The following is a 21,252-nucleotide window of genomic DNA, read 5'->3' as shown; positions in this document are numbered from 1 at the left end:
CCCGATCCCGGTAGTGCTTGAGGGACGTGGTCGTGCTTGAATTCCGAGCCATGGCCAGCATCCAGGGCCCATCGACTGCCGGCGACGTGCTCGCGCTGGTCCGCGAGGGGGCAACCACACGATCCGACCTCGGTCGGCTGACCGGGCTGTCGCGTACGGCGGTGGCGGCCCGGGTGGCCGCACTGCTGCGATCCGGTCTGCTGGTGGAAGCCGACGACGAACCGAGCGTGTCGACCGGCGGCCGCCCGCCCGGTCAGTTGCGCTTCAACCGTGACGCCGGCGTGGTGCTGGCCGGGGCGATCGGCCGCAGCCGGACCCAGGTCGCGGTCTGCGATCTTGACGGCACGGTGCTGGCCGCCGCCGACGTGGAGCAGGAGATCGGGGTGTCGCCGGATCAGCTGATGCCCGCGGTGGTCGGCGCCCTCACCGACCTGCTCGACGAGATCGCGCGCCCGGCCGCGGCCGTACGCACGATCGGCCTGAGCATCCCCGGAACCGTGGACATCGAACGCGGCGCCAGCCTCGACTCGCCGATCATGACCGGCTGGGACGGGGTGCCGCTGGCTCCGTACCTTGCTGACCTGAGCCGGGCACCGGTGTTCGTGGAGAACGACGCCAACGCGATGGCGCTGTCCGAGCGGCGCGGACATCTGGAGCAACATCGCGATCTGACCTTCCTCAAGGCCTCCACCGGGATCGGCATCGGCGTGGTCGTCGACGGCCGGCTGGTACGAGGCCGGCTCGGCGCGGCCGGCGAGATCGGGCACACCAAGATCACCGCGGCCGAGGGGCTGGCCTGCCGGTGCGGCGACACCGGCTGCCTGGAGGCGCTGGCCGGCGGCTGGGCGTTGGTCCGGCACGCCGCCGAAGCCGGACTGCAGGTCGATCACGTACGAGATCTGGCCGCCCGGGCGGTGGCCGGCGATGCGGTGGCTCGGCGGCTCACCCGGGACGCGGGTCGGCGGACCGGCGAGGTGCTGGCGGCGGCGGTGAACCTGCTCAATCCGGAGGTGGTCGTGGTCGGTGGTGATCTTGCCGCGGCGTACGACAGCTACGTCGCCGGACTGCGGGAATCCCTGTATGCACAGGCATCCGCGCTGGCCACCCGGGAGTTGGCGATCGTCCCGCTGACCCACGGCGAACGCGCCGGCGTCGTCGGTTGCGCCGCCCTCGCCCTCGGCCAGGTGCTCGCCCCCGCCGCCGTGGACCGCGCCCTCGCCGGCTGACCGACCGACTTGTCAGCGTTACGGCGCGCTATAGCGCCTTCTGCCGCTGACAAGTCGAGGTAGCTCAGGCGTGCGGGACGTGTTCGTGCTGCTGATGCGTTGCCGGTTCGAGCTGGAAGGTCGAGTGCTCGACGCTGACCTCGAAGTGCTCGGCGACGCAGTCCTGAAGTTGATCAAGGATCTGCGGTGCGTGCCCGTCGCTGAAGCAGCCGGCGTCGACCGTGATGTGGGCGGTCAGCACCGGCAGTCCGGAGGAGATCTGGGAAGCGTGCAGGTCGTGGACCTCGTGGACGTGCGGGACGCCGAGCAGGTGGGTCCGAACCGCGTCCAGGTCGAGGCCGGGCGGTGTCGTCTCCATCAGTACGTTGATCGTCTCCCGCAGCAGCTTCACCGCGCGCGGCAGGATCAACACCCCGATCAGTAACGCGGCGACCGAGTCGGCGCGTTGCCAGCCGGTGGTGTTGATCACGACCGCTGCAATGATCACGCCGACCGAGCCGAGGGCGTCGTTGAGCACCTCGAGGAAGGCGGCTCGCAGGTTGAAGTTGTCCTGCCGTCCACCGGCCAGGACGGCGATCGAGATCAGGTTGCCGATCAGCCCGACGATGCCGAAGATCAACAAGCTGCCGGACGGGATCTCCGGCGGTGTGAACAGCCGCTGAATCCCTTCCACCAAGACGAAGAGTCCGACCGCGAAGAGGACAGCGGCCTGCGCGGTGGCGGCGATCACCTCGGCTCGGGCGAAGCCCCAGGTCCGCCGGTCGGTGGCCGGCCGCAGCATCAGATTTGCGGCCAGCAAAGCAATGGCGAGACCGCCGGCGTCGGTGAGCATGTGCCCGGCATCGACCAGTAGGGCGAGCGATCCCGTGATCGCGGCACCGACGATCTGCACCAGCAGGATGCCGGTGGTGATCATGAACGCGATCGTCAGCCGGGTGCGGTTCTGGGTCGCCGACGAACCATGATCATGGCCGCTCATCGGTGACCTCCGTCAGGCCGGCGGTCATGATCATCTCGCCGTTCATGATCAACTTCCTTGTCCCTCCGGGCAGATCGACTCGATAGCGACAGCGTACTGAGCCAGGGTGATTCACGGTGCCCGCTCGGGTCCGCTCGGGGTCCGCTCGGGAGCGGGCGGACGCTGGTCAGCGGTGGTCGCCGGAGCCGCCGAGGACCGCGCGGCGCTGCCGGTCGGCGAGCTTGGCGATGTTGCGCTCGGCGATGTCGTCCAGGGACAGATCCAGGTAGTTGGCCAGCACGGCCGCGTACCAGAGGACGTCGCCCAGTTCGGCGGCCATGTCGTCGCGGTCGAGTTGGGCGAGGTCGCTGTTCTTGTCCCGGACCAGCTTCTTGACCTTCTCGGCGATCTCGCCGGCCTCACCGACCAACCCCAGGACAAGATGCATGAACTCGTCCGGGGCATCGCGATCACGAGCGGTTCGTAATGCAGCACGCTGGTAGTCGTCGCAGTTCACCCGGTCACGGTAGCGGCTGCTGGTCGGCCTTCGGCGGGCGGTAAGGAGACTTCCGGCGCCTGCTCGGATCGAAGCGAGCTCGCTGGTACGGAGTCGGTCAGTCGTGCTTGAAGATCCGGCGGACGCCGAAGCCGGCGGCGAGCGCCCCGGCCGCGACACCGGTGGCACCGGCGCCGAGCAGGCCCAGCCGGACGGCGCGTCGATGGGTGCGGAATTCGCGGATCTGCCAGTCCAGCTCCTGCGCGTGCTGGGCCAGCCGGCGGTCCGGGTTGACCGCGCACGGATGGCCGACCAGGGACAGCATCGGCAGGTCGTTGTACGAGTCGGAGTAGGCGAAGCAGCGGGCCAGGTCCAGACCGTTCTCGGCGGCCAGACCGCGTACCGCTTCGGCCTTGGCCGAGCCGTGCAGCAACTCGCCCTTCAGCCGGCCGGTGTAGACACCATCGATCGTCTCCGGCACCGTGGCCAGCGCGCCGGTCAGCCCGAGCCGGGCCGCGATGATGCTGGCGAGTTCGATCGGAGCGGCCGTCACGACCCAGACCTGCTGGCCGACATCGAGGTGGGTCTGCACCAACGCCCGGGTGCCCGGCCAGATCTTCGGCAGGATCGACTCCTCGTAGATCTCCTCGCCGGCCTGGGCGACCTCCTGGACGGTGCGCCCGGCGATGAAACTGAGCGCCGAATCCCGCGCCTGCTGCATGTGGTTGTCGTTCTCCCGGCCGACGATGCGGAAGTAGGCCTGCAGCCAGACTCCCTTGAGGATCGCGCGGGTGGGGAAGAACCCCCGCTTGTAGAGACCTCGGGCCAGGTGGAACAAGGACGCGCCTTGAATGACCGTGTTGTCCAGGTCGAAGAAGGCCGCTGCCGTCGGATCGGGCTGGATCAGCGGGCCCGGCAGATTCGGTGAGAGTGCGGTCGCCTTCTCGACCGACGCCTGCGCGTCGCGGCGGGCGTCGGCCGTCGGCTCGGCGCCGTCGTCGGGCACCGCCGTACCGGTGCCGGCGTCGGGCGTCGTCATGGTCCCCAACCCTAACCAGTGATTCGCTTTAACGAGTGATTCGGGAATCACGTTGCGCACCGCGGGGATTCGCAACGGTAGGCCCGGGTTCGGCGGACAGAAGCACGTCGCGCGGTTGGTCCGAGGGGCGTGATGCGCGGTCCCGGCGCTGTGGAAGACTCCCGGCATGGTCGTCAATCCCGCCCAATTCGCCGACGCCGGCGACGCCCGGGTGGTGCTGCTCACCCGAGTCGGCTGCCATCTCTGCGCCGACGCTGTTGCCGTGGTTGCCAGGGTTTGTGCCGAGACCGGTACGCCGTACGCCGAGGTGGACGTCGACTCCGATCCGCAGTTGCAGCGCGAGTTCACCGATCAGGTGCCGGTGACGTTCGTCGACGGTCGGCAGCACGACTTCTGGCGGGTCGACGAAGATCGACTCCGCCAGGCTTTGTCCGAGACCTCGAGAAAGTGATCAAGAACCGTGCAGCGCATCGCCCAGATCATCCAGCTCAAGTCGGACCAGATCGACGAGTACAAACGGATTCACGCCGAGGTGTGGCCCGGAGTGCTGGCCCAGATCGCCGCCAGCAAGATCAAGAACTATTCGATCTTCCTGCGTGAGCCGGAGAACCTGCTCTTCGCCTACCTGGAGTACCACGGCGACGACTACGCCGCCGACATGGCGAGGATGGCGGAGGACGAAACCACTCAACGCTGGTGGAAGATCACCGACCCGATGCAGCAGCCGTTGGACACCGTCGCCGACGGCCAGTGGTGGGCCCCGGCCGACGAGGTCTTCCACGTCGACTGAGCCCGCCACCAGCACAGCCGCACTCGAAACCGCCGTCGGAAAACAGCCGCACCCGAAATCGACTCGCGCACGCGAAATACCGGGTGCGGGAGTAGATTCTGCGCGCGGCTGTCGGGGCAGGGCCGGGATCACTGGCCGGTGCGGCCGGCCTTGTGTACGAGGGTGAAGATCAGGCCACCGATGGCCAGTAGCACCAGCAGGTCGAGGCCGAAGCGGTAGTCGGGCAGCAGGACCTGGTAGGTCGCGCCCATGATCAACGGCGGGAAGAAGCCGCCGAGCCCGCCGGCCGCGCCGACCACGCCGGTGACGCTGCCCACCTTGTCCGCGGGCGCCTGCCGGGCCACCCAGGCGAAGACGCCGCCGGTACCCAGGCCGAGGAACGCCGCCAGGATGGCGAAAGTGCCACCGGACAGGATGTCCGGCGGTGGCTCGAACGAGGCGATCAAGGCCATCACCGCGGTGCCGGCCAGCGAGATCGCCACCACCGTACGAGGTCCGAGCCGATCGGACAGCGTGCCGCCGATCGGCCGGGCGATGACGGCGATGATCGAGAAGATCGCGGTCCGGGTGCCTGCTTCGGTCAGGCTGAAGTGGTAGACGTCCTTCAGATAAGTCGGCAAGTAGGTCGAGAAGGCGACGAATCCGCCGAACGCGATCGCGTACAGGAACGACATCCGCCAGGTGACGCCGAGCTTCAGCACGCTGATGATCTTGGGCGCTACCGGCTGGGTCGACGGCGACCAGGTCGGCGCGTTCCGCATCACCAACCAGCACAGCGCGGCACCGATCAGCAGCGCGATCGCGATGATCACGTGGGTGGTGAAGTAGCCGAACCAGTTCACGAAGCGCGGGGTGAAGAACGACGACAGTGCGGTGCCGCCCATGCCCGCGCCGAAGATGCCGGTGGCCATCCCACGCCGGGCCGGGTCGTACCAGGCGTTGACGAACGGGATGCCGACGGCGAACGTGGTGCCGGCGATGCCGAGGAAGAAGCCGAACACCAGCAGCAACGCGTACGAGTTCGCCTGGCCGGCCACCGCGACCAAGATCACGAACGGAGCCGAGACGGCCAGCAGGATGGTGAACATCAGCCGGCCGCCGAGTTTGTCCGCCAGGCCGCCGGCGATGATCCGGCCGAGCGAGCCGACCAGCACCGGAATGGCCACCAGCAAGGACTTCTGTCCGCTGCTGAGCCCCAGTTGCTCGGTGTAGCGCACACCGAGCGGAGCGATCATGTTCCAGGCCCAGAAGCTGATCGCGAAGGCTGCGGTGGCAGCCGCCAGATTCCGTGCCTGGCCTTGGGTCTTGAGTGACGTAGAGGTCTCTGCGGTTGCCATCGGATCACCTCACTTGATCACGGTCCCGAGTGCCGACCGGGCTCCAGCCGGGTCGGGGAGAGCGGCTGCCGGACGGGCTGGTGTCGCGGCTGCGATAGACGATGTACGGGCGGAACAGGTAATGCACCGGCGCGGTGAAGGCGTGCACGAGCCGGGTGAACGGGAAGATCGCGAACAGCAGCATCCCCACCAGCGTGTGCACGTGAAAGGCGGTCGGCGCCTCGGCCATCGAGTCGATGTTCGGCTGCAGGATGAAGATCGACCGGAACCACGGTGAGACGCTCTCCCGGTAGTTGTGCGACTGCGCCGGGCCGACGCCGCTGAACAGCAGCGTGGTGAGCAGGCCGAACACGATCGCGGCGACCAGCACCACGTACATGGCCTTGTCGTTCTTGGTGGTGGCCATGAACACCGGGCCGGTGGTCCGGCGCCGATAGATCAGGACCGAGATGCCGACCAGGGTGCAGACGCCGGCGATGGTGCCGACGACCAGAGCCATCAGGTGATAGCCGTGCTCACTCAACCCGACCGCGTCCGTCCAGGACTGCGGAATCACCAGCCCGCCGAGGTGCCCGACGATCACCATCAGGATGCCGAAGTGGAACAGCGGCGAGGCGTAACGCAGGATCCGCGACTCGTACAGTTGCGAGGAGCGGGTGGTCCAGCCGAACTTGTCGTAGCGATAGCGCCAGATGGTGCCGCCGACCAAGATCACGATCATCGCGTACGGCAGAATGCCCCACAGGAAGAGACTCATCGATATCCCTCCAATCCCACGGCCTCGATCGGAGGCGGTCCGGCGAGAGCCTGCACGGCCGCCCGGTCCTTGGGCGATTCCCCTGGCAGGGTTGAACAAACGGCAACCAACACGTCGGCGAACGGGCTGCCCCGATCGGCCAGTGCGAGCCGGATCAGTTCCAGCGACGGCCGGTAGTCCTGCAGCAAACGGCTGCCCGCCTGCGGGTCGACCACGGCGGCGAACTCCAGCACGATGGTCAGATGGTCGGGAAGTTCCTGATCATCGGTGAGCAGGAAGCCGCTGGTCCGGTAGAGCTGCTTGATGTCGGCCAGCGCCTGCCCGCGTCGGCGGGTGTCGCCGTCCGTCCAGTACGACAGATGCAGCGCGTAGTTGCGATCAAGATCGAAAAGCTCGATGTAGTCGCGTCGGCGACGATCGGCCGGCACGTCGATCCAGGTCCGCAGGAAACGCAGCATCGCATCCCGACCCTCGCCCGGCGGCAACTCGTCCATCACCTCGACCAGTTGCGGCAGCCGCGCCGACACGTCCTCATCCGGGTAGGACAACGCCCAGGAGGCGGCTTGGCGAATCAGCCGATCGGCCTGACTGGTCTTCGGTACCGCGCGGCCGATCTTGGTGATCATCATGGTGTGCCGCCTTGATCGGGCGGACGCTGCGTCGATGCGGGAGTGGTCGTCGTCTCGGCCGGTTCAGCCGTCGCCGGCGACCGCGGGAACAGCCCTTCCGGTCGTCCGTTGCCGTCCCAGTTGAGCAGATTCACCCGACCCTGCAGCTTGTTCTCATTCGCCGCGACATCGGTCTGCTGCCGCTGCCGCAGGCTCTGGAAGGTCTCCACCGCCACCGGCACCGGACGCCCGCTGGCCTCACCCATCGGACCGGAGCCGTACATGCCGGGTCCGTCCTCGAACTCCAGCGAGCAGCCGATCTCCTCCAGATCGTGGGCCTGTTCCAGATGCGCCGGCGGGATCACGTAGCGCTCGTTGTACTTGGCCAGCGCCAGCAGCCGGTACATCGACAGCACCAACTCCTCGTTCATCCCCACAGCAGCAGGGATGTCGGCGTTGCCGGGATTGCCGAGGGTGATGTCACGCATATACGAACGCATCGCCGCCAGCCGATGCAGCACGCCCAAGATCACGTTCGTGTCGCCGGCGGTGAACAGCTCGGCCAGGTATTCCACCGGGATCCGCAGCGACTCGATCGCGCCGAACAGATTGCCGGCGTCCTCACCGTCATGCCCCTGCGAGGTCAGCAGATCGACCACCGGCGACAGCGGCGGCACGTACCAGACCATCGGCATCGTCCGATACTCCGGATGCAACGGCAGCGCGACCTTGTAGACCTTGGCCAGTTGATAGATCGGCGACTTGCGGGCGGCCTCCATCCAGTCGTCCGGGATGTGTTGCTCCCGGGCTCCGCGGATCACCTCCGGATCGTTCGGGTCCAAGATCAGATCGAGCTGCGCTTGGTAGAGATCCTTCTCGTCCGGCACCGACGCGGCCGCGGTGACCGCGTCGGCGTCGTACAGGAACAGGCCGAGATAACGCAGCCGGCCGACGCAGGTCTCCGCGCACACGGTCGGGATGCCGACCTCGATCCGCGGATAGCAGAGGGTGCACTTCTCCGCCTTGCCGGACTTGTGGTTGAAGTAGATCTTCTTGTACGGGCAGCCGGTGATGCACTGCCGCCAGCCGCGGCAGCGTTCTTGATCAACCAGGACGATGCCGTCCTCTTCCCGCTTGTAGATCGCGCCGGACGGGCAGGAGGCCATGCAGCTGGGATTGAGACAGTGCTCGCAGATTCGCGGGAGATAGAACATGAAGGTTTGTTCCAGCTCGAACTTGATCTTGTGCTCCGACTCCTGCCGGACCTTCTGCACCAACACGTCCTTGTCGCCGTGCTGAGCCGAACCACCAAGATCATCATCCCAGTTCGCCGACCAGGTGATCTTGGTGTCGTCACCGGTCAGCAGCGACTTCGGCCGGGCCACCGGGGAGTCGTCGCCCAACGGGGCGTCGATCAACATCTGGTAGTCGTAGGTCCACGGCTCGTAGTAGTCGCTGATGTTGGGCTGCACCGGGCTGGCGAAGATCGTCGCCAGCCGCCGCAGCCGGCTGCCGGTGCGCAACCGCAGTTTGCCTGCCTTGTTGAGCTTCCAGCCGCCGCGCCAGCGTTCCTGATCTTCGTACCGGCGCGGATAGCCCTGCCCGGGCCGGGTCTCCACGTTGTTGAACCAGACGTACTCGGTGCCGGCCCGGTTGGTCCAGGTCTGCTTGCAGGTGACCGAACAAGTGTGGCAGCCGATGCACTTGTCCAGGTTCATCACCATGCCCATCTGGGCCATCACCCTCATCGGTATCGCACCTCCTGGTTGCGGCGACGGATCGTCGCAACGATGTCGCGTTGGTTGCCGGTCGGACCGAGATAGTTGAAGGTGTACGACAGTTGGCCGTAGCCGCCGATCAGGTGCGTCGGTTTGACGAGCAGCCGGGTGACCGAGTTGTGGATGCCGCCCCGCCGTCCGGTCCGTTCGGACTTCGGGACGTCGATGGTGCGTTCCTGGACGTGGTGCACGAAGACCAGTCCGTCCGGGATCCGGTGACTGACGATCGCCCGGGCCACGTAGACACCGTTGGCGCTCTCGCACTCGACCCAGTCGTTGTCCACCACGCCGATCGCGTCCGCGTCGCCGGTGCTGATCCACACCGTCGGACCGCCGCGGGACAACGACAGCATCAGCAGATTGTCCTGATACTCCGAGTGGATCGACCACTTCGAATGCGGCGTCAGGTAACGCACGGTGACCTGGGCGCCGTTGCGGCCGAGTCGGGGTTCGCCGAACAGCTTCTGCATGTCCAGCGGCGGCCGGTAGATCGGCATCGCCTCGCCCAGATCGGTCATCCAGTCATGATCAAGATAGAAGTGCATCCGCCCGGTCAGGGTGTGGAAAGGCTTCAGCCGTTCGATGTTCTGGGTGAACGGGGCATAGCGGCGGCCACCGGTCTCCGATCCCGACCACTCCGGCGAGGTGATCACCGGCTGCGGCGAGATCTGAGTGTCGGCGAAGCTGATCCGGCGTTCCTCCGAACCCTCCGCCAGGTCCGCCATCGGTCGGCCGACCCGGCGCTCCAAAGTCTTGAATCCCTGCACGGCAAGGGATCCGTTGGTGGTGCCGCTGAACCGCAAGATCGCCTCGGCGAGTTTGGCGTCGGTGTCGATCGCCGGTCGGCCGTCGCTGACGCCGCCCATCATCACCCCGTTGGTGCCGGCCAGCCCGCGCACCGCTTCTTTCATGTCGTAGGTGATGCCCTTGAGGGTGAACCCGAGCTTGTCGGCCAGCGGCCCGACCGCGGCCAGCTTGTCGGCGATCTTGGTGTAGTCGCGTTCCACCACACTGAAGATCGGCATCGTCTTGCCGGGTACGGCTTCCACGCTCGGATCGGTCAGCCAGTCGCGTACCTGACCGCGCGGCTGCGACGTCTCGCCGGGGGTGTCGTGTTGCATCGGGACCGCGACCAGGTCACGCCGGGTGCCCAGATGCTTGACCGCCAACTGGGACAGCCGCTCGGCCAGCCCGTGGAACAACTCGAAGTCGGTCCGCGACTGCCAGGGCGAATCGATCGCCGGGGTGAAGGCGTGCACGAACGGATGCATGTCGGTCGACGACAGATCGTGCTTCTCGTACCAGGTCGCGGCCGGGAAGACGATGTCGGAGTAGAGCGTGGTCGAGGTCATCCGGAAGTCGGCCGAGACCAGCAGATCGAGCTTGCCCTGCGGGGTCTCGTCGTGCCAGGCGACCTCCTTGGGGTGCGGCGCGTTCGGGTTCTCGGTGCCGAGCACGCTGGCCTGGGTGCCGAGCAGGTTCTGCAGGAAGTACTCGTCGCCCTTGGCCGAGGAGCCGAACAGGTTGGATCGCCACAGCACAAGGGTTCTCGGCCAGTTCTGCTCGGCGTCGATGTCGGAGATGGCCGGCTGCAACCGCCCGGACCGTAGCTCGTCGGCGACGTAGCTCGGCACGTCGGCGGCCATCTTCTCGGCCACCGCCTGCTGGGCCTGATCGGCAACGTCCAACGGGTTGGTGGAGAACTGCGGATAGAACGGCATCCAGCCCAGCCGAGCGGACTGGGCGATCGCGTCGGCGGTGTGCCGATTCTTCAGTTGATCACTGGCCAGCGGGCTGAGCAGCGAGTCGGCACTGTACCCGTCGTTGCGCCACTGCCCGGTGTGCATGTACCAGTACGAGGTTCCCGGCACCGTCCGCGGCGGCCGGGACCAGTCCAAACCGTTGGCCAGCGAGATCCAGCCGGTGATCGGCCGGCACTTCTCCTGGCCGACGTAGTGGGCCCAGCCGCCGCCGTTGCGGCCCTGGCAACCGGTCAACATCAACAGCGCCAGCACCGCCCGATAGGTGGCGTCGCCGTGGAACCACTGGCAGATCCCAGACCCCATGATGATCATGGACCGGCCGTGCGAATCCACCGCGTTGCGGGCGAATTCCCGGGCCACCCGGATGCACTGCTCGGCCGGCACACCGGTGATCTCGGCCTGCCAGGCCGGTGTGTAGGGCTGGTCGGTGTCGGTGTAGTCGGCCGGCCAGTCGCCGGGCAGACCGTCCCGGCCGACCCCGTACTGCGCCAGCATCAGGTCGAACACCGTGGTCACCCGATGATCACCGATCATGGTCGTCGGTACGCCGCGACGCAGCACCTCGCCCTGTCCGTCCAGGGAGGTGAAGGCCGGCAGCAGCACCTCGGCGTTGCCGGCCGCATTGCCGGCATACAAGCTCAACCTGGGGGTGATGCCGTCAAGATCAAGATTCCACCGGCCCTCGCCGGAGTCGGCGTAGCGGAAGCCGATCGAGCCGTTCGGCACCACCGGCTGCCCGCTGGCGTCGTCGAGCAACACCGTCTTCCAGGTGTCCTCCGGCGGCAGATCCGAGGCGTCGGCGACCTTGCTGAGGTCGGCCTCGGTGAGGAACTTGCCCGGCACCAGGGATCCGTCCTCGCGCTGCTCCAGCCGGACCAGGAACGGCAGGTCGGTGAACTGGCCGACGTAGTCGTTGAAGAAGTCGGTCTGCCGATCGACGAAGAATTCCCGCAGGACCACGTGTCCCATCGCCATCGCCAGCGCCGCATCGGAACCGGCCTGGGCAGGCATCCACTCGTCGGCGAATTTCGTGTTGTCCGAATAATCCGGGCTGACGGTGACCACCTTGGTGCCGCGATAGCGGACCTCGGTCATCCAATGGGCGTCCGGGGTTCGGGTGACCGGCACATTGGAACCCCACATCATCAGATAGGTGCTGTCCCACCAGTCGCCGGATTCGGGTACGTCGGTCTGGTCACCGAAGACCTGCGGGCTGGCCACCGGAAGATCGGCGTACCAGTCGTAGAAGGAGGTCATCGCGCCGCCGATCAACTGGATGAATCGGGTGCCGACGCAATGGCTGACCATCGACATCGCCGGGATCGGCGAGAACCCGGCGCAGCGGTCCGGGCCGTACTTCTTGATCGTGTGCACGTGCGCCGCTGCGGCGATCTCCAGCGCCTCGTCCCAGCCGACCCGGATCAGCCCGCCCTTGCCCCGGGCCTGCTGGTAGCGCCGACGGGTCTGCGGATCGCCGACCACCGCCGCCCAGGCGTCGACCGGGTCCGGCTGTGATCTTTTGGCCGCCCTATAGGCCTCGATCAACACCTCCCGGGCGTACGGATAACGAACGCGAGTGGGGGAGTAGGTGTACCAGGAGAAGGCCGCGCCGCGCGGGCAGCCGCGCGGCTCGTACTCCGGCCGATCGGGCCCCACCGACGGATAGTCGGTGGCCTGACTCTCCCAGGTGATCACCCCGTCTTTTACGTAAACCTTCCACGAACATGATCCGGTGCAATTCACTCCGTGGGTGGAGCGGACGATCTTGTCGTGGCTCCAGCGATCGCGATAGAAGGCGTCCCCGGCCCGGCCGCCCTTGCGGAAAACGACCCGGCCGTCATCGGATTCTTCCCAGCGCGTGAAGAATCTCCCGGCATCCAGAAGTGCTTGTGCTGCCGGACCCTGAACCCCTGAGGCAACTTTGTCCGCGGCCATGATCACACCGAACCATGATCACCACACCGTTGGCAAGGATGCCGTCGGATCAAGTCGGTGGTGTCGACGGCTACTGAAGCGACAGGGTGATCCGCAGCCGCTCGTCCGGGTCGACGAAGTGATCATGGACGTCGTCACCGAGATCGAGCTGCACCCAGTTGATCTTGTCGGTGAATCTGCAGGTCGTGGGACTCTGGCGCTTCGGCGGCCGTTGTCGCCGATCAGGTGGTCGATGATTGTGTTGTCGAGGACGTCAAGATCATCGAGCGTGGCGATCAACCGGCCGACCGATGATCGGTGTGCTCCGGACCGTGACCGGCGATAGGTCCAACGTCGCTAGTTTGCCGAACTGTCGGAAACGTCGCTGACCGGTTCGTAAAATCAAGCCGTGAGCGGGATCCGTGAGGAATCCGCGCCGATGGTCGGGGGGCTCGACCGACATCTTCTGGAAGCCAAGCTCTCGATTCCGCCACCGCGTGCGGGATCGGTCAGTCGTGCCGGTTTGATCGACCGGGCACGGAGAAGTACGTGCCGGGTGGTCGCGCTGACCGCACCGGCCGGCTACGGCAAGACCACGATGCTGGCCGAATGGGCGCTGGTCGAGGAGCGGCGGACGGCCTGGGTCAGTCTGGACCGCTTCGACGACGATCCGGTGGTGCTGCTGACCTTGCTCGCCTCGGCCTACGCGCGGGTGACCCCCGGGAACGACACGCTGGCCGCCGACATGCGGGGACGGGGCGTCTCGGCACTGGGCCGAGCAGCGCCGATGTTGTCGCTGGCGCTCAAAGAGAGCACCGATCCGTTCGTGCTGTTCGTCGACGACCTGCACGAGCTCCGCGCGCCGCACTGTCGCGACGTGCTGAGCGTGATCATCTCCGGGATACCGCCGGGATCGCAGTTGGTGCTGGCCAGTCGGACCGAGCAGCGTCAGCTGGCGCGGCTGCGGGCCGGCGACGATCTGCTGGAGTTCGGCGCCGCGGATCTGGCTCTGGACGTGAACGCGGCCGCACAGATCTTCGCCGAGGCGCGGGTGCCGGTCTCCGCGGAGCAGGCGATCGCGGTGACCGGGCGGACCGAGGGTTGGCCCGTCGGCCTCTATCTCGCCGCGCTGATCGCTCGGGACCGGCAGCGCGAGGCCCTGTCGGTGTCCGGCGACGACCGCTATGTCGCCGATTATCTGTATCGCGAGTCGCTGATGCAGCAGCCTCGGCGGGTGCAGCGATTCCTGCGCCGAACCGCCGTACTCGATCACCTGAACGCGTCGTTGTGTGATGCGCTGATCCGTGGACCCGGCTCGCAGCAGCTGCTGCAGGAGTTGGAAACGTCCAGCGTTTTCCTGATCCCGCTGGACCGGCAACGCGAATGGTATCGCTACCACACCCTCTTCCGCGAGTTCCTGCTCGGCGAACTGCGCCGGGTCGAGCCGGAGCTGATGATCAGGTTGCAGCTGCGCGCCGCCGATTGGTACGAGGAGCACGGCTCGCCGGCCAAGGCGCTGGAGCAGTTGCTCGGCACGGGCGAACGCCGGCGGTGCGCCGAGTTGATCACCGCACTGGCGCTGCCGACCTACCTTGCCGGCGAGTTGTCCACCCTGCAGCGGTGGCTGCAGACGATCGGCAACGCCGCCATCACCGAGCATCCGCCGCTGGCGGTGATCGCCGGCTGGATCGCGGCCCTGTCCGGTCAGGTCGGCGAATCTCAGCGCTGGTTGGCGGCCATCGACGACGCCGAGTACGACTCGATCCCGGGCGACGGCTCGGCCTCGTTCGCGTCCGCCCGGGCGATGTTGCGAAGCATGATGTGCGCAAACGGGCCGCAACGTGCGCTGCGGGACGCCCGCCAGGCGGTCGCCGAAGAACCGCCGTGGAGTCCCTGGCGGGACCAGGCGCTGTGCCTGCGCGGGGAGGCCTACCTGTTGACGGGCGATGTCGGAGAGGCGAAGGCATCGTTCACCGAGGCGACCGCCAACGGCTCGGGCATCAGCGACGCGTACGTGCTGGGGAGTTCGGAGCTCGCCTTGCTGGCGATGGATCGCGGTGATTGGACCGAGGCGAGCGAGCACGTACGGCATGCGCTGGCGGTGATCGAGGAACACCGGACCCAGGACTACCCGACCAGCCTGCTCGGTTTCGCCGGCGCGGCCCGGCTGGCGGTGCACGACAACGATCGGCAGGCCGCGAGCCGGCAGCTGGTCCGCGGGATGCGTACGCGTCCGGTCTGCACCGTCGCGCTGCCGTATCTCGCCGTCCGCGGACGACTGCAACTGGCACGGGTCTACCTGAGTCTGGACAACCGGCCGACCGCCCGGCAGCTGCTCCGCGAGATCGACGACATCCTGCTGCAGCGTCCGGAGCTCGGCGCGTTGGTGGACGAAGTGGCGGTGGTTCGCCGGGTGCTGAACGCCAACAGCACGGCCTCCTCGCCGTTGCGTCCGCCGCTCAGCCCGGCCGAGTTGCGGCTGCTGCCCTACCTGCAGACGCATCTGACCATCCGCGAGATCGGCGACCGGCTTTTTCTGTCCCGCAACACCGTCAGCACCGAGGTCGGCTCGATCTATCGCAAGCTCGGCGTCTCCTCCCGCAGTCATGCCGTGGAGCTCGCCCTGGCTCTCGGCTTGCTCGGCGGTTGAGCTTCGGGCCGGGCGGCCGGGCCAGCCGATTTCACGCGATGCGCGTGATTCGCCGTGACGGTCTTGGGGACTTCGATTGTTTTGGGTCGGCACGGCCGCTGGCCCACCAAACTCCAGCCCGCCGGCTGGCATCGAAGGGGGTCGGCTGATGGCCGAGCAAGCTGCGCCGCAGTTCGCGGCACACGAGCAGAACAGGGTAGGTGCGCGATCCACCGGCGAGGCCAGCGGATTCCTCACCTTCGCCAGCGTGATCATGATCATGGCGGGTGCGTTCCAGGCGTTCACGGGCCTGGTCGCCATCGTCCGCAACGAGTTCTACGTCGCCACCCGCAACTACATCCTGCAGTTCGACACCACGGCCTGGGGCTGGATCCACCTGATCCTGGGGGCGTTGGTGCTGCTCGCCGGCATCGCGGTGCTGTCCGGGCAGAGCTGGGGCAGGGTGGTCGGCATCGTGATGGCCGGCATCGGGGCGCTGGGTGCCTTCGGATTCATGCCGTACTACCCGTTCTGGACCATCGTGATCATCGCGCTGGACGTCTTCGTGATCTGGGCGCTGGCCGTCCACGGTCGGGAGGCGAGCGCCTGAGATCTGGATCCGTCGGCGCCGGTCGGCTGGACGGCCGACCGGCGTGAGTTACCGCCTCCGAGGTTTGTTATCGCGTTCACAAGCTCCTAAAGTGTGGTCGCGGAGCTGTTGATTGCAAGCATCGGAGGCACAACGCACGTGACGCCCTCACAGCCTCGGCCGGCCGAGGAGGCAATCGGTCCGCAGGTGGTCTCGGTGCGAGCCGATCGGCCGATCGCCGAGAAGGGCATTCCCGACGCCACGATCGCCCGGCTTCCGGTCTATCTGCGGACGCTGAACGTGATGGCCGACGACGGTGTGGCCACCATCAGCAGCGGCGAACTCGCCGATGCCGCCGGGGTCAATCCGGCCCAGCTGCGCAAGGACCTCTCCTATCTCGGCACCTACGGCACCCGCGGCGTCGGCTACGACGTGCGGTATCTCCGCTTCCAGATCGGCAGTCAGATCGGGTCCGCCCAGGAATGGCCGGTCGTCATCGTCGGCCTCGGCAACCTCGGTACGGCGCTGGCCAACTACTCCGGCTTCGGCTCCCGCGGTTTCAAGATCGTCGCGTTGCTCGATCCCAAACCCGACCTGATCGGCCGGACCGTGGTCGGAGTGCCGATCTCCGATCTCGCCGACCTGGAACAGATCGTCGAGCGCACCGAGGTCCGGATCGCCATCATCGCCACTCCGGCGGCCGGCGCCCAGGAGGTCTGCGACCGACTGGTCGCCTGCGGTGTCCGCAGCATCCTGAACTTCGCCCCGACGGCGCTCTCGGTACCGCCCGAGGTCAACCTGCGCAAGGTCGATCTCGGTCAGGAACTGCAGATCCTGGCCTACCACGAGCAGCAGCAGATGGCCGATCCGCTCGAGTCCGGGCCGAACGCCGACGGGACCGGCTCCGTACACCCTCATGGGGTGACGGCGTGAGCATCCTAGTGGTGAGCGTCTCGCACAAGACGACGTCGATCGACATGCTGGGCGAGCTGGCGATGGACGCCGAGGCCTCCGGCAAGCTGGCCGGCGCGTTGGTCACCAGCGAGCACATCGACGAGTCGGTGGTGTTGTCCACCTGCAACCGGACCGAGATCTACGCCGAGGTCGACCGCTTCCACGCCGGTCTGGACGACATCACCGAACAACTCGCCCACAGCTGCGGACTGCCGGTCGAAACCCTGCGTGGGATCTGCTCGGTCTACTTCGACGAGGGCGCGGTCGCGCACGCCTTCAACGTGTCCGGTGGACTCGACTCGATGGTGATCGGGGAGAACCAGATCCTCGGTCAAGTGCGTTCCGCACTGATCGGCTGCCAGCAGGCCGGCACCGTTGGCACGGTGCTGAATTCCCTGTTCCAGCAGGGAATCCGGGTCGGCAAGCGGGTACAGACCGAGACCGCGATCGGCGCGGCCGGCCGGTCCATGGTCAGCGCCGCGCTGGCCCAGTACGCCGACCTGGTCGGCCCGATCGAGGGCAAGCGGGTGCTGGTGGTCGGCGCCGGTTCGATGGCCGGTCTGGCCGCTCGTACGGTGGCCGCGGCCGGCGCCCGGGTGACGGCCCTGAACCGTACGCATGATCGGGCGTTGCGGCTGGCCGAGGCGATCGGAGGCCGGGCCCGTCCGCTGGCCGAGTTGCCCGAGGCGGTGACCGAGGCAGACCTGGTGATCACCTGTACCGGCGCCAAAGGTCTGGTGTTGACCGCGGACATGCTGGACGGCACCGAGGTCGGCGCGGTGATCGACCTGGCGCTGCCTGCCGATGCCGATCCGGCGATCGCCGATCGGCTGCCCCTGATCAATCTCGGACTGCTGCTGCGCTCGGCCGAGCAAGGCACCGGGGCGTCGACCGGTCGGATCTCGACCGCGGAGGTCGACGCCGCCCGCGAACTGGTACGCCGCGAGGTCGCCGACTTCCTGGGGCGGCGGCGAGCAGCGCAGGTGACGCCGACGGTGGTGGCACTGCGGTCGATGGCCGCCGACGTCACCGACGCCGAGTTGCGCCGGCTGGACGGTCGGCTGCCGGAACTCGATCCGAGGACCCGGGCCGAGCTCGCCAAGACCGTGCATCGGGTGGTGGAGAAGTTGCTGCACCACCCGACCGTGCGCGTGCGCGAATACGCCGCCCATCAGGGCCAGGTGGACTACGCCGCCGCGCTGCGGGAGTTGTTCGCCCTTGATCCGCACGCGGTCGCCGCGGTGATGTCCACCGATGCGGTCGAGGCGGAGTCCGCCCAGCCCGACCTGAGCGCAATCGAACCGACACCGGCCCTCGACCGGGACGAACCATGATGATCAGGATCGGCGCCCGGAATTCGCCACTTGCTCGGGCACAAGTCGAACTGGTGGCCGGCACGTTGGCCGGATTCGGAGTGGACTGTGAGTTCGTCCCGATCCAGACCCAGGGCGACGTCGATCGGCGGGAACTCACCCAGATCGGCGGTACCGGCGTCTTCACCGCCGCCGTACGAGATCGGCTGCTGGACGGCGGCATCGACGTCGCCGTGCATTCCCTGAAGGACCTGCCGACAGCCGACGTGGACGGCCTGGAAGTCGTCGCCTACCCGCCCCGCGAAGACACCCACGAGGTCCTCGTCGCCCGCGACCCGAGCGTCCTGAGCTTGTCGAACCGGTGTCCTGAGCTTGTCGAAGGGGACCGCGAACTCGACCGAGGCCGACCTCTGCTGATCGGCACCGGCGCACCCCGGCGCGCCGTACAACTGGAGCAGTTGGCCGCCGAACGCGGCGTCAAGCTGGCGATCGAGCCGATCCGCGGCAACGTCGACACCCGACTGCAGAAGGTCCGCGACGGCCGGTACGACGCAACCGTGCTGGCCGCTGCCGGGTTGCGCCGACTGCACCGGCTGGAGCGCGACGAATCGACCGGACTGATGGTCGGCGGACTGCCGGCCGCGGTGCTGCCCTACCACGAGCTGTTGCCGGCTCCGGGACAGGGGGCCCTCGCGGTCGAGGCGGCGACCACGCTCGATTCGAGGATTCGCGCCGTTTTGACTAGGCTCAACGACGCCGTCACCAGGGCAGAAGTCCTTGCCGAGCGGCGATTCCTCGCCGTCCTCGAGGCCGGATGCACGGCCCCGGTGGGGGCGCGAGCGAGTCTCGCTGCGGTGCCGACGGGCGCCGGGGCGGCGACGGTCGAGGGGTTGGATTCGGGGAGCGTCCGAGATGCGGGCACCGATTTGACTCTGGTCGCGGTTATTGGGAGAACGAGGGGGGATGAGGAGAGCCAGCGCAGCCGAACCGGCACCGAATCCTCGCAGTTGCAGGGCCAGTTGACAGATGGTGAGCAGGGCGACTCCGTGAGCAGCCACGGACGTCTGGTCACGATCAGCGGGAGCGGTCATCGAGACGATCCGATCGCACTCGGCAGCCGACTCGCGCAGCTGGCGCTGAGCGTGGTTGACCCGAGCGACTTCCGTACGGCTTGACCGCCGACGGTGCGCCCCGACCGCGACAACCGAAAAGCAGCAGAGCTAGGAAGTCCAGGATCCAGCACATCTTCGGGCGGACTCGGCCGAGGCCGGTCGAGCCGTCCACCCGGGACCGTCGCAGCAACAGCTGGGAACGGCCCCGGCAGGAAATAGAACGCGAGAATCGCCAGTGAGCACATCGTCGGCCCGCAAGACCCGCACCCAGGTCACGTCCAATCCCGTCTCCGCCAACCCCGTTGCGTCCGCGTCCGGAAGGGCCCTGCAACAGGCCCGGGACGGAGCGGCCGCTGCCGTCCAGACCACACGGGGCCGGGTGATCTTCGTCGGCACCGGGCCCGGTGATCCCGATCTGCTCACCCTGGGCGCGATTGCTGCACTGGGCGATGCCGGTGCGGTGATCCTGGACTCGGAGCGTCAACGAGAGATTCTGCAACACCCCTCGATCAAGCTCGCCGACGGGGCCGAGGTGAGCATCCTCGGGCTGTCCGAAGCAGGCAAGCCGCTGCCGCCGTCGGCCCGGGCCAAGACCGTGCTCAAGCACGCCGGCTCCGGTGTCCGGGTGGTCCGGCTGGTCAGCGGTGACCCGTTTCTGGACAACGCGGTCTCCGACGAGGCCGCGGCCTGCGTCCGCGGCGGCATCGACTTCGAGGTCGTACCCGGCGTCAGCAGTCTGACCGCGGTGCCGGAGTACGCCGGGGTGGCGCTGAACAACGCCGGCGGAGTGCACTTCGTGTCCGCCACCGAGGGCCGGTTCGCCAAGACCGCCGCTGCCGAATGGGTCGGCGTCGCCACTCTGGTCGTCAGCAGCCGGGTCGGCATGATGGCCGAGTTCGTCGACGTCGCCACCAGTGTCGGGCGGTCCGCCGACGAGCTCGCACTGATCACCCTGCACGGCGGCAGCACCGAGCAGCTCAGCATCACCACCACGCTGGCCGAGGTCGCCGACGAGACGGCGAAGATCGCCGCCGACCCGACGGATCTGATCCACATCACCCTCGGCGCCGCGGTGCAGAATCGCGAGTCGCTGAGCTGGTACGAGACCAAGCCGCTGTTCGGCTGGCGGGTGCTGGTGCCGCGGACCAAGGACCAGGCCGCGTCGCTGACCGCGCGGCTGCGGACCTACGGCGCGCACAGCGAGGAGGTGCCGACCATCTCGGTCGAGCCGCCGCGCAGCCCGCTGCAGATGGACAAGGCCGTACGGGGTCTGGTCGAGGGCCGCTACGAGTGGGTCGCCTTCACCTCGGTGAACGCGGTCCGCGCGGTCCGGGAGAAGTTCGAGCAGTACGGACTGGACGCCCGGGCGTTCTCCGGGCTCAAGGTCGCCGCCGTCGGCGAGACCACCGCCGCCGCCCTGCAGGCCTGGGGGATCGAGCCGGATCTGGTGCCGACCGGTGAGCAGTCCGCGGCCGGACTGGCCGCCGAGTGGCCTCCGTACGACGAGGTGCTGGACCCGATCAACCGGGTCTTCCTGCCCCGCGCCGACATCGCCACCGAGACCCTGTCGGCGGCACTCACCGAGCTCGGCTGGGAGGTCGAGGACGTCACCGCCTACCGCACCGTTCGGGCCGCGCCGCCGGCCGCGCCGGTGCGGGAGGCGATCAAGACCGGCAAGTTCGACGCGGTCGTCTTCACCTCGTCCTCGACCGTGCGCAACCTGGTCGGCATCGCCGGCAAGCCGCACGCCTCCACCATCATCGCCGCGATCGGCCCGGCCACCGCGAAGACCTGCGAGGAGCACGGACTGCGGGTGGACGTGGTCGCGCCGAAGCCGTCCGCGCTGGAGCTGGCCGACGCACTGGCCGGTTTCGCCGCCAACCGGCGCGATGCGCTGGTCGCCGAGGGGCAGCCGGTGACCAAGCCGTCGCAGCGCAAGGCCGGCCGCCGTCGTACGTCCTGAGCTGCGGTCCGGGCTTCTCGGCTCGT

Annotated in this window: 17 protein-coding genes; 9 read left to right on the top strand and 8 right to left on the bottom strand. The window is 67.7% G+C overall.

All coding sequences use genetic code 11. From position 1 onward, the window contains the following. The first annotated feature begins 50 nt into the window (after nt 1–50). Entirely contained in the window at nt 51–1,226 is a 1,176-nt protein-coding gene (locus FOE78_RS22385; protein ID WP_143988228.1) for an ROK family protein, read from the top strand. Nucleotides 1,227–1,290: 64 nt separating this feature from the next. On the opposite strand, the gene FOE78_RS22380 is transcribed toward FOE78_RS22385, so the two are convergent. The 3 genes from FOE78_RS22380 to FOE78_RS22370 all read right to left on the bottom strand — a co-directional run bounded on the left by FOE78_RS22380 (nt 1,291) and on the right by FOE78_RS22370 (nt 3,719). Further along, on the bottom strand, nt 1,291–2,205 hold the full coding sequence (locus FOE78_RS22380) for a cation diffusion facilitator family transporter (protein WP_143988227.1): 915 nt from the start codon (nt 2,203–2,205) through the stop codon (nt 1,291–1,293). A 166-nt stretch (nt 2,206–2,371) separates the two neighbouring features. Next, on the bottom strand, nt 2,372–2,701 hold the full coding sequence (locus tag FOE78_RS22375) for a nucleoside triphosphate pyrophosphohydrolase family protein (protein ID WP_143988226.1): 330 nt from the start codon (nt 2,699–2,701) through the stop codon (nt 2,372–2,374). A 97-nt stretch (nt 2,702–2,798) separates the two neighbouring features. Continuing rightward, nucleotides 2,799–3,719, bottom strand: coding sequence for an HAD family hydrolase (locus FOE78_RS22370; RefSeq protein WP_143988225.1), 921 nt, complete (start codon nt 3,717–3,719; stop codon nt 2,799–2,801). 166 nt (nt 3,720–3,885) lie between these two features. On the opposite strand from FOE78_RS22370, the gene FOE78_RS22365 reads away from it, so the two are divergent. Then, nucleotides 3,886–4,170 carry a glutaredoxin family protein gene (locus FOE78_RS22365; RefSeq protein WP_143988224.1) on the top strand — a complete coding sequence of 95 codons (285 nt, stop codon included), beginning with the start codon at nt 3,886–3,888 and terminating at the stop codon, nt 4,168–4,170. 9 nt (nt 4,171–4,179) lie between these two features. After that, on the top strand, nt 4,180–4,509 hold the full coding sequence (locus FOE78_RS22360; protein ID WP_143988223.1) for an L-rhamnose mutarotase: 330 nt from the start codon (nt 4,180–4,182) through the stop codon (nt 4,507–4,509). Between the two features lie 128 nt (nt 4,510–4,637). Here the strand turns inward: FOE78_RS22360 and FOE78_RS22355 are convergent, their stop codons facing one another. From FOE78_RS22355 to FOE78_RS22335, 5 genes are read right to left on the bottom strand one after another with little or no spacing between them, the layout of a single operon-like run. Next, complete coding sequence (locus FOE78_RS22355; protein ID WP_143988222.1) at nt 4,638–5,846, bottom strand: MFS transporter; 1,209 nt, start codon at nt 5,844–5,846, stop codon at nt 4,638–4,640. Nucleotides 5,847–5,850: 4 nt separating this feature from the next. Continuing rightward, complete coding sequence (gene narI / locus FOE78_RS22350; protein ID WP_143988221.1) at nt 5,851–6,603, bottom strand: respiratory nitrate reductase subunit gamma; 753 nt, start codon at nt 6,601–6,603, stop codon at nt 5,851–5,853. Further along, entirely contained in the window at nt 6,600–7,232 is a 633-nt protein-coding gene (gene narJ, locus FOE78_RS22345) for a nitrate reductase molybdenum cofactor assembly chaperone (protein ID WP_210414717.1), read from the bottom strand. Before narJ ends, narI begins: the two co-directional genes overlap by 4 nt. Next, nucleotides 7,229–8,959, bottom strand: coding sequence for a nitrate reductase subunit beta (gene narH, locus FOE78_RS22340; protein WP_143988220.1), 1,731 nt, complete (start codon nt 8,957–8,959; stop codon nt 7,229–7,231). The genes narJ and narH overlap by 4 nt, the downstream gene beginning before the upstream one ends. Continuing rightward, a complete protein-coding gene (locus FOE78_RS22335; RefSeq protein WP_143988219.1) occupies nt 8,956–12,687 on the bottom strand; it encodes a nitrate reductase subunit alpha in 3,732 nt (1,243 codons plus the stop codon). The genes narH and FOE78_RS22335 overlap by 4 nt, the downstream gene beginning before the upstream one ends. A 535-nt stretch (nt 12,688–13,222) precedes the next feature. Here FOE78_RS22335 and FOE78_RS22330 point away from each other — a divergent pair. The 6 genes from FOE78_RS22330 (at nt 13,223) to FOE78_RS22305 (ending at nt 21,226) form a co-directional block, all read left to right on the top strand. Beyond that, a complete protein-coding gene (locus FOE78_RS22330; RefSeq protein ID WP_210414716.1) occupies nt 13,223–15,316 on the top strand; it encodes a LuxR family transcriptional regulator in 2,094 nt (697 codons plus the stop codon). Between the two features lie 148 nt (nt 15,317–15,464). Beyond that, entirely contained in the window at nt 15,465–15,905 is a 441-nt protein-coding gene (locus FOE78_RS22325) for a DUF7144 family membrane protein (protein WP_143988218.1), read from the top strand. Nucleotides 15,906–16,043: 138 nt separating this feature from the next. Next, complete coding sequence (locus FOE78_RS22320; RefSeq protein WP_407662600.1) at nt 16,044–16,817, top strand: redox-sensing transcriptional repressor Rex; 774 nt, start codon at nt 16,044–16,046, stop codon at nt 16,815–16,817. Further along, complete coding sequence (locus tag FOE78_RS22315; protein WP_143988217.1) at nt 16,814–18,172, top strand: glutamyl-tRNA reductase; 1,359 nt, start codon at nt 16,814–16,816, stop codon at nt 18,170–18,172. Before FOE78_RS22320 ends, FOE78_RS22315 begins: the two co-directional genes overlap by 4 nt. Next, nucleotides 18,169–19,326 carry a hydroxymethylbilane synthase gene (gene hemC / locus FOE78_RS22310; RefSeq protein ID WP_143988216.1) on the top strand — a complete coding sequence of 386 codons (1,158 nt, stop codon included), beginning with the start codon at nt 18,169–18,171 and terminating at the stop codon, nt 19,324–19,326. Before FOE78_RS22315 ends, hemC begins: the two co-directional genes overlap by 4 nt. A gap of 262 nt (nt 19,327–19,588) precedes the next feature. Beyond that, on the top strand, nt 19,589–21,226 hold the full coding sequence (locus tag FOE78_RS22305) for a bifunctional uroporphyrinogen-III C-methyltransferase/uroporphyrinogen-III synthase (protein WP_210415065.1): 1,638 nt from the start codon (nt 19,589–19,591) through the stop codon (nt 21,224–21,226). The last annotated feature ends 26 nt before the right edge of the window (nt 21,227–21,252 follow it).

The sequence above is a fragment of the Microlunatus elymi genome, from assembly GCF_007362775.1.
Taxonomy (GTDB): Bacteria; Actinomycetota; Actinomycetes; order Propionibacteriales; family Propionibacteriaceae; genus Microlunatus; species Microlunatus elymi.
Note: the sequence above shows the minus strand (reverse complement) of the source record. Positions and strands in the feature narration are given on the sequence as shown.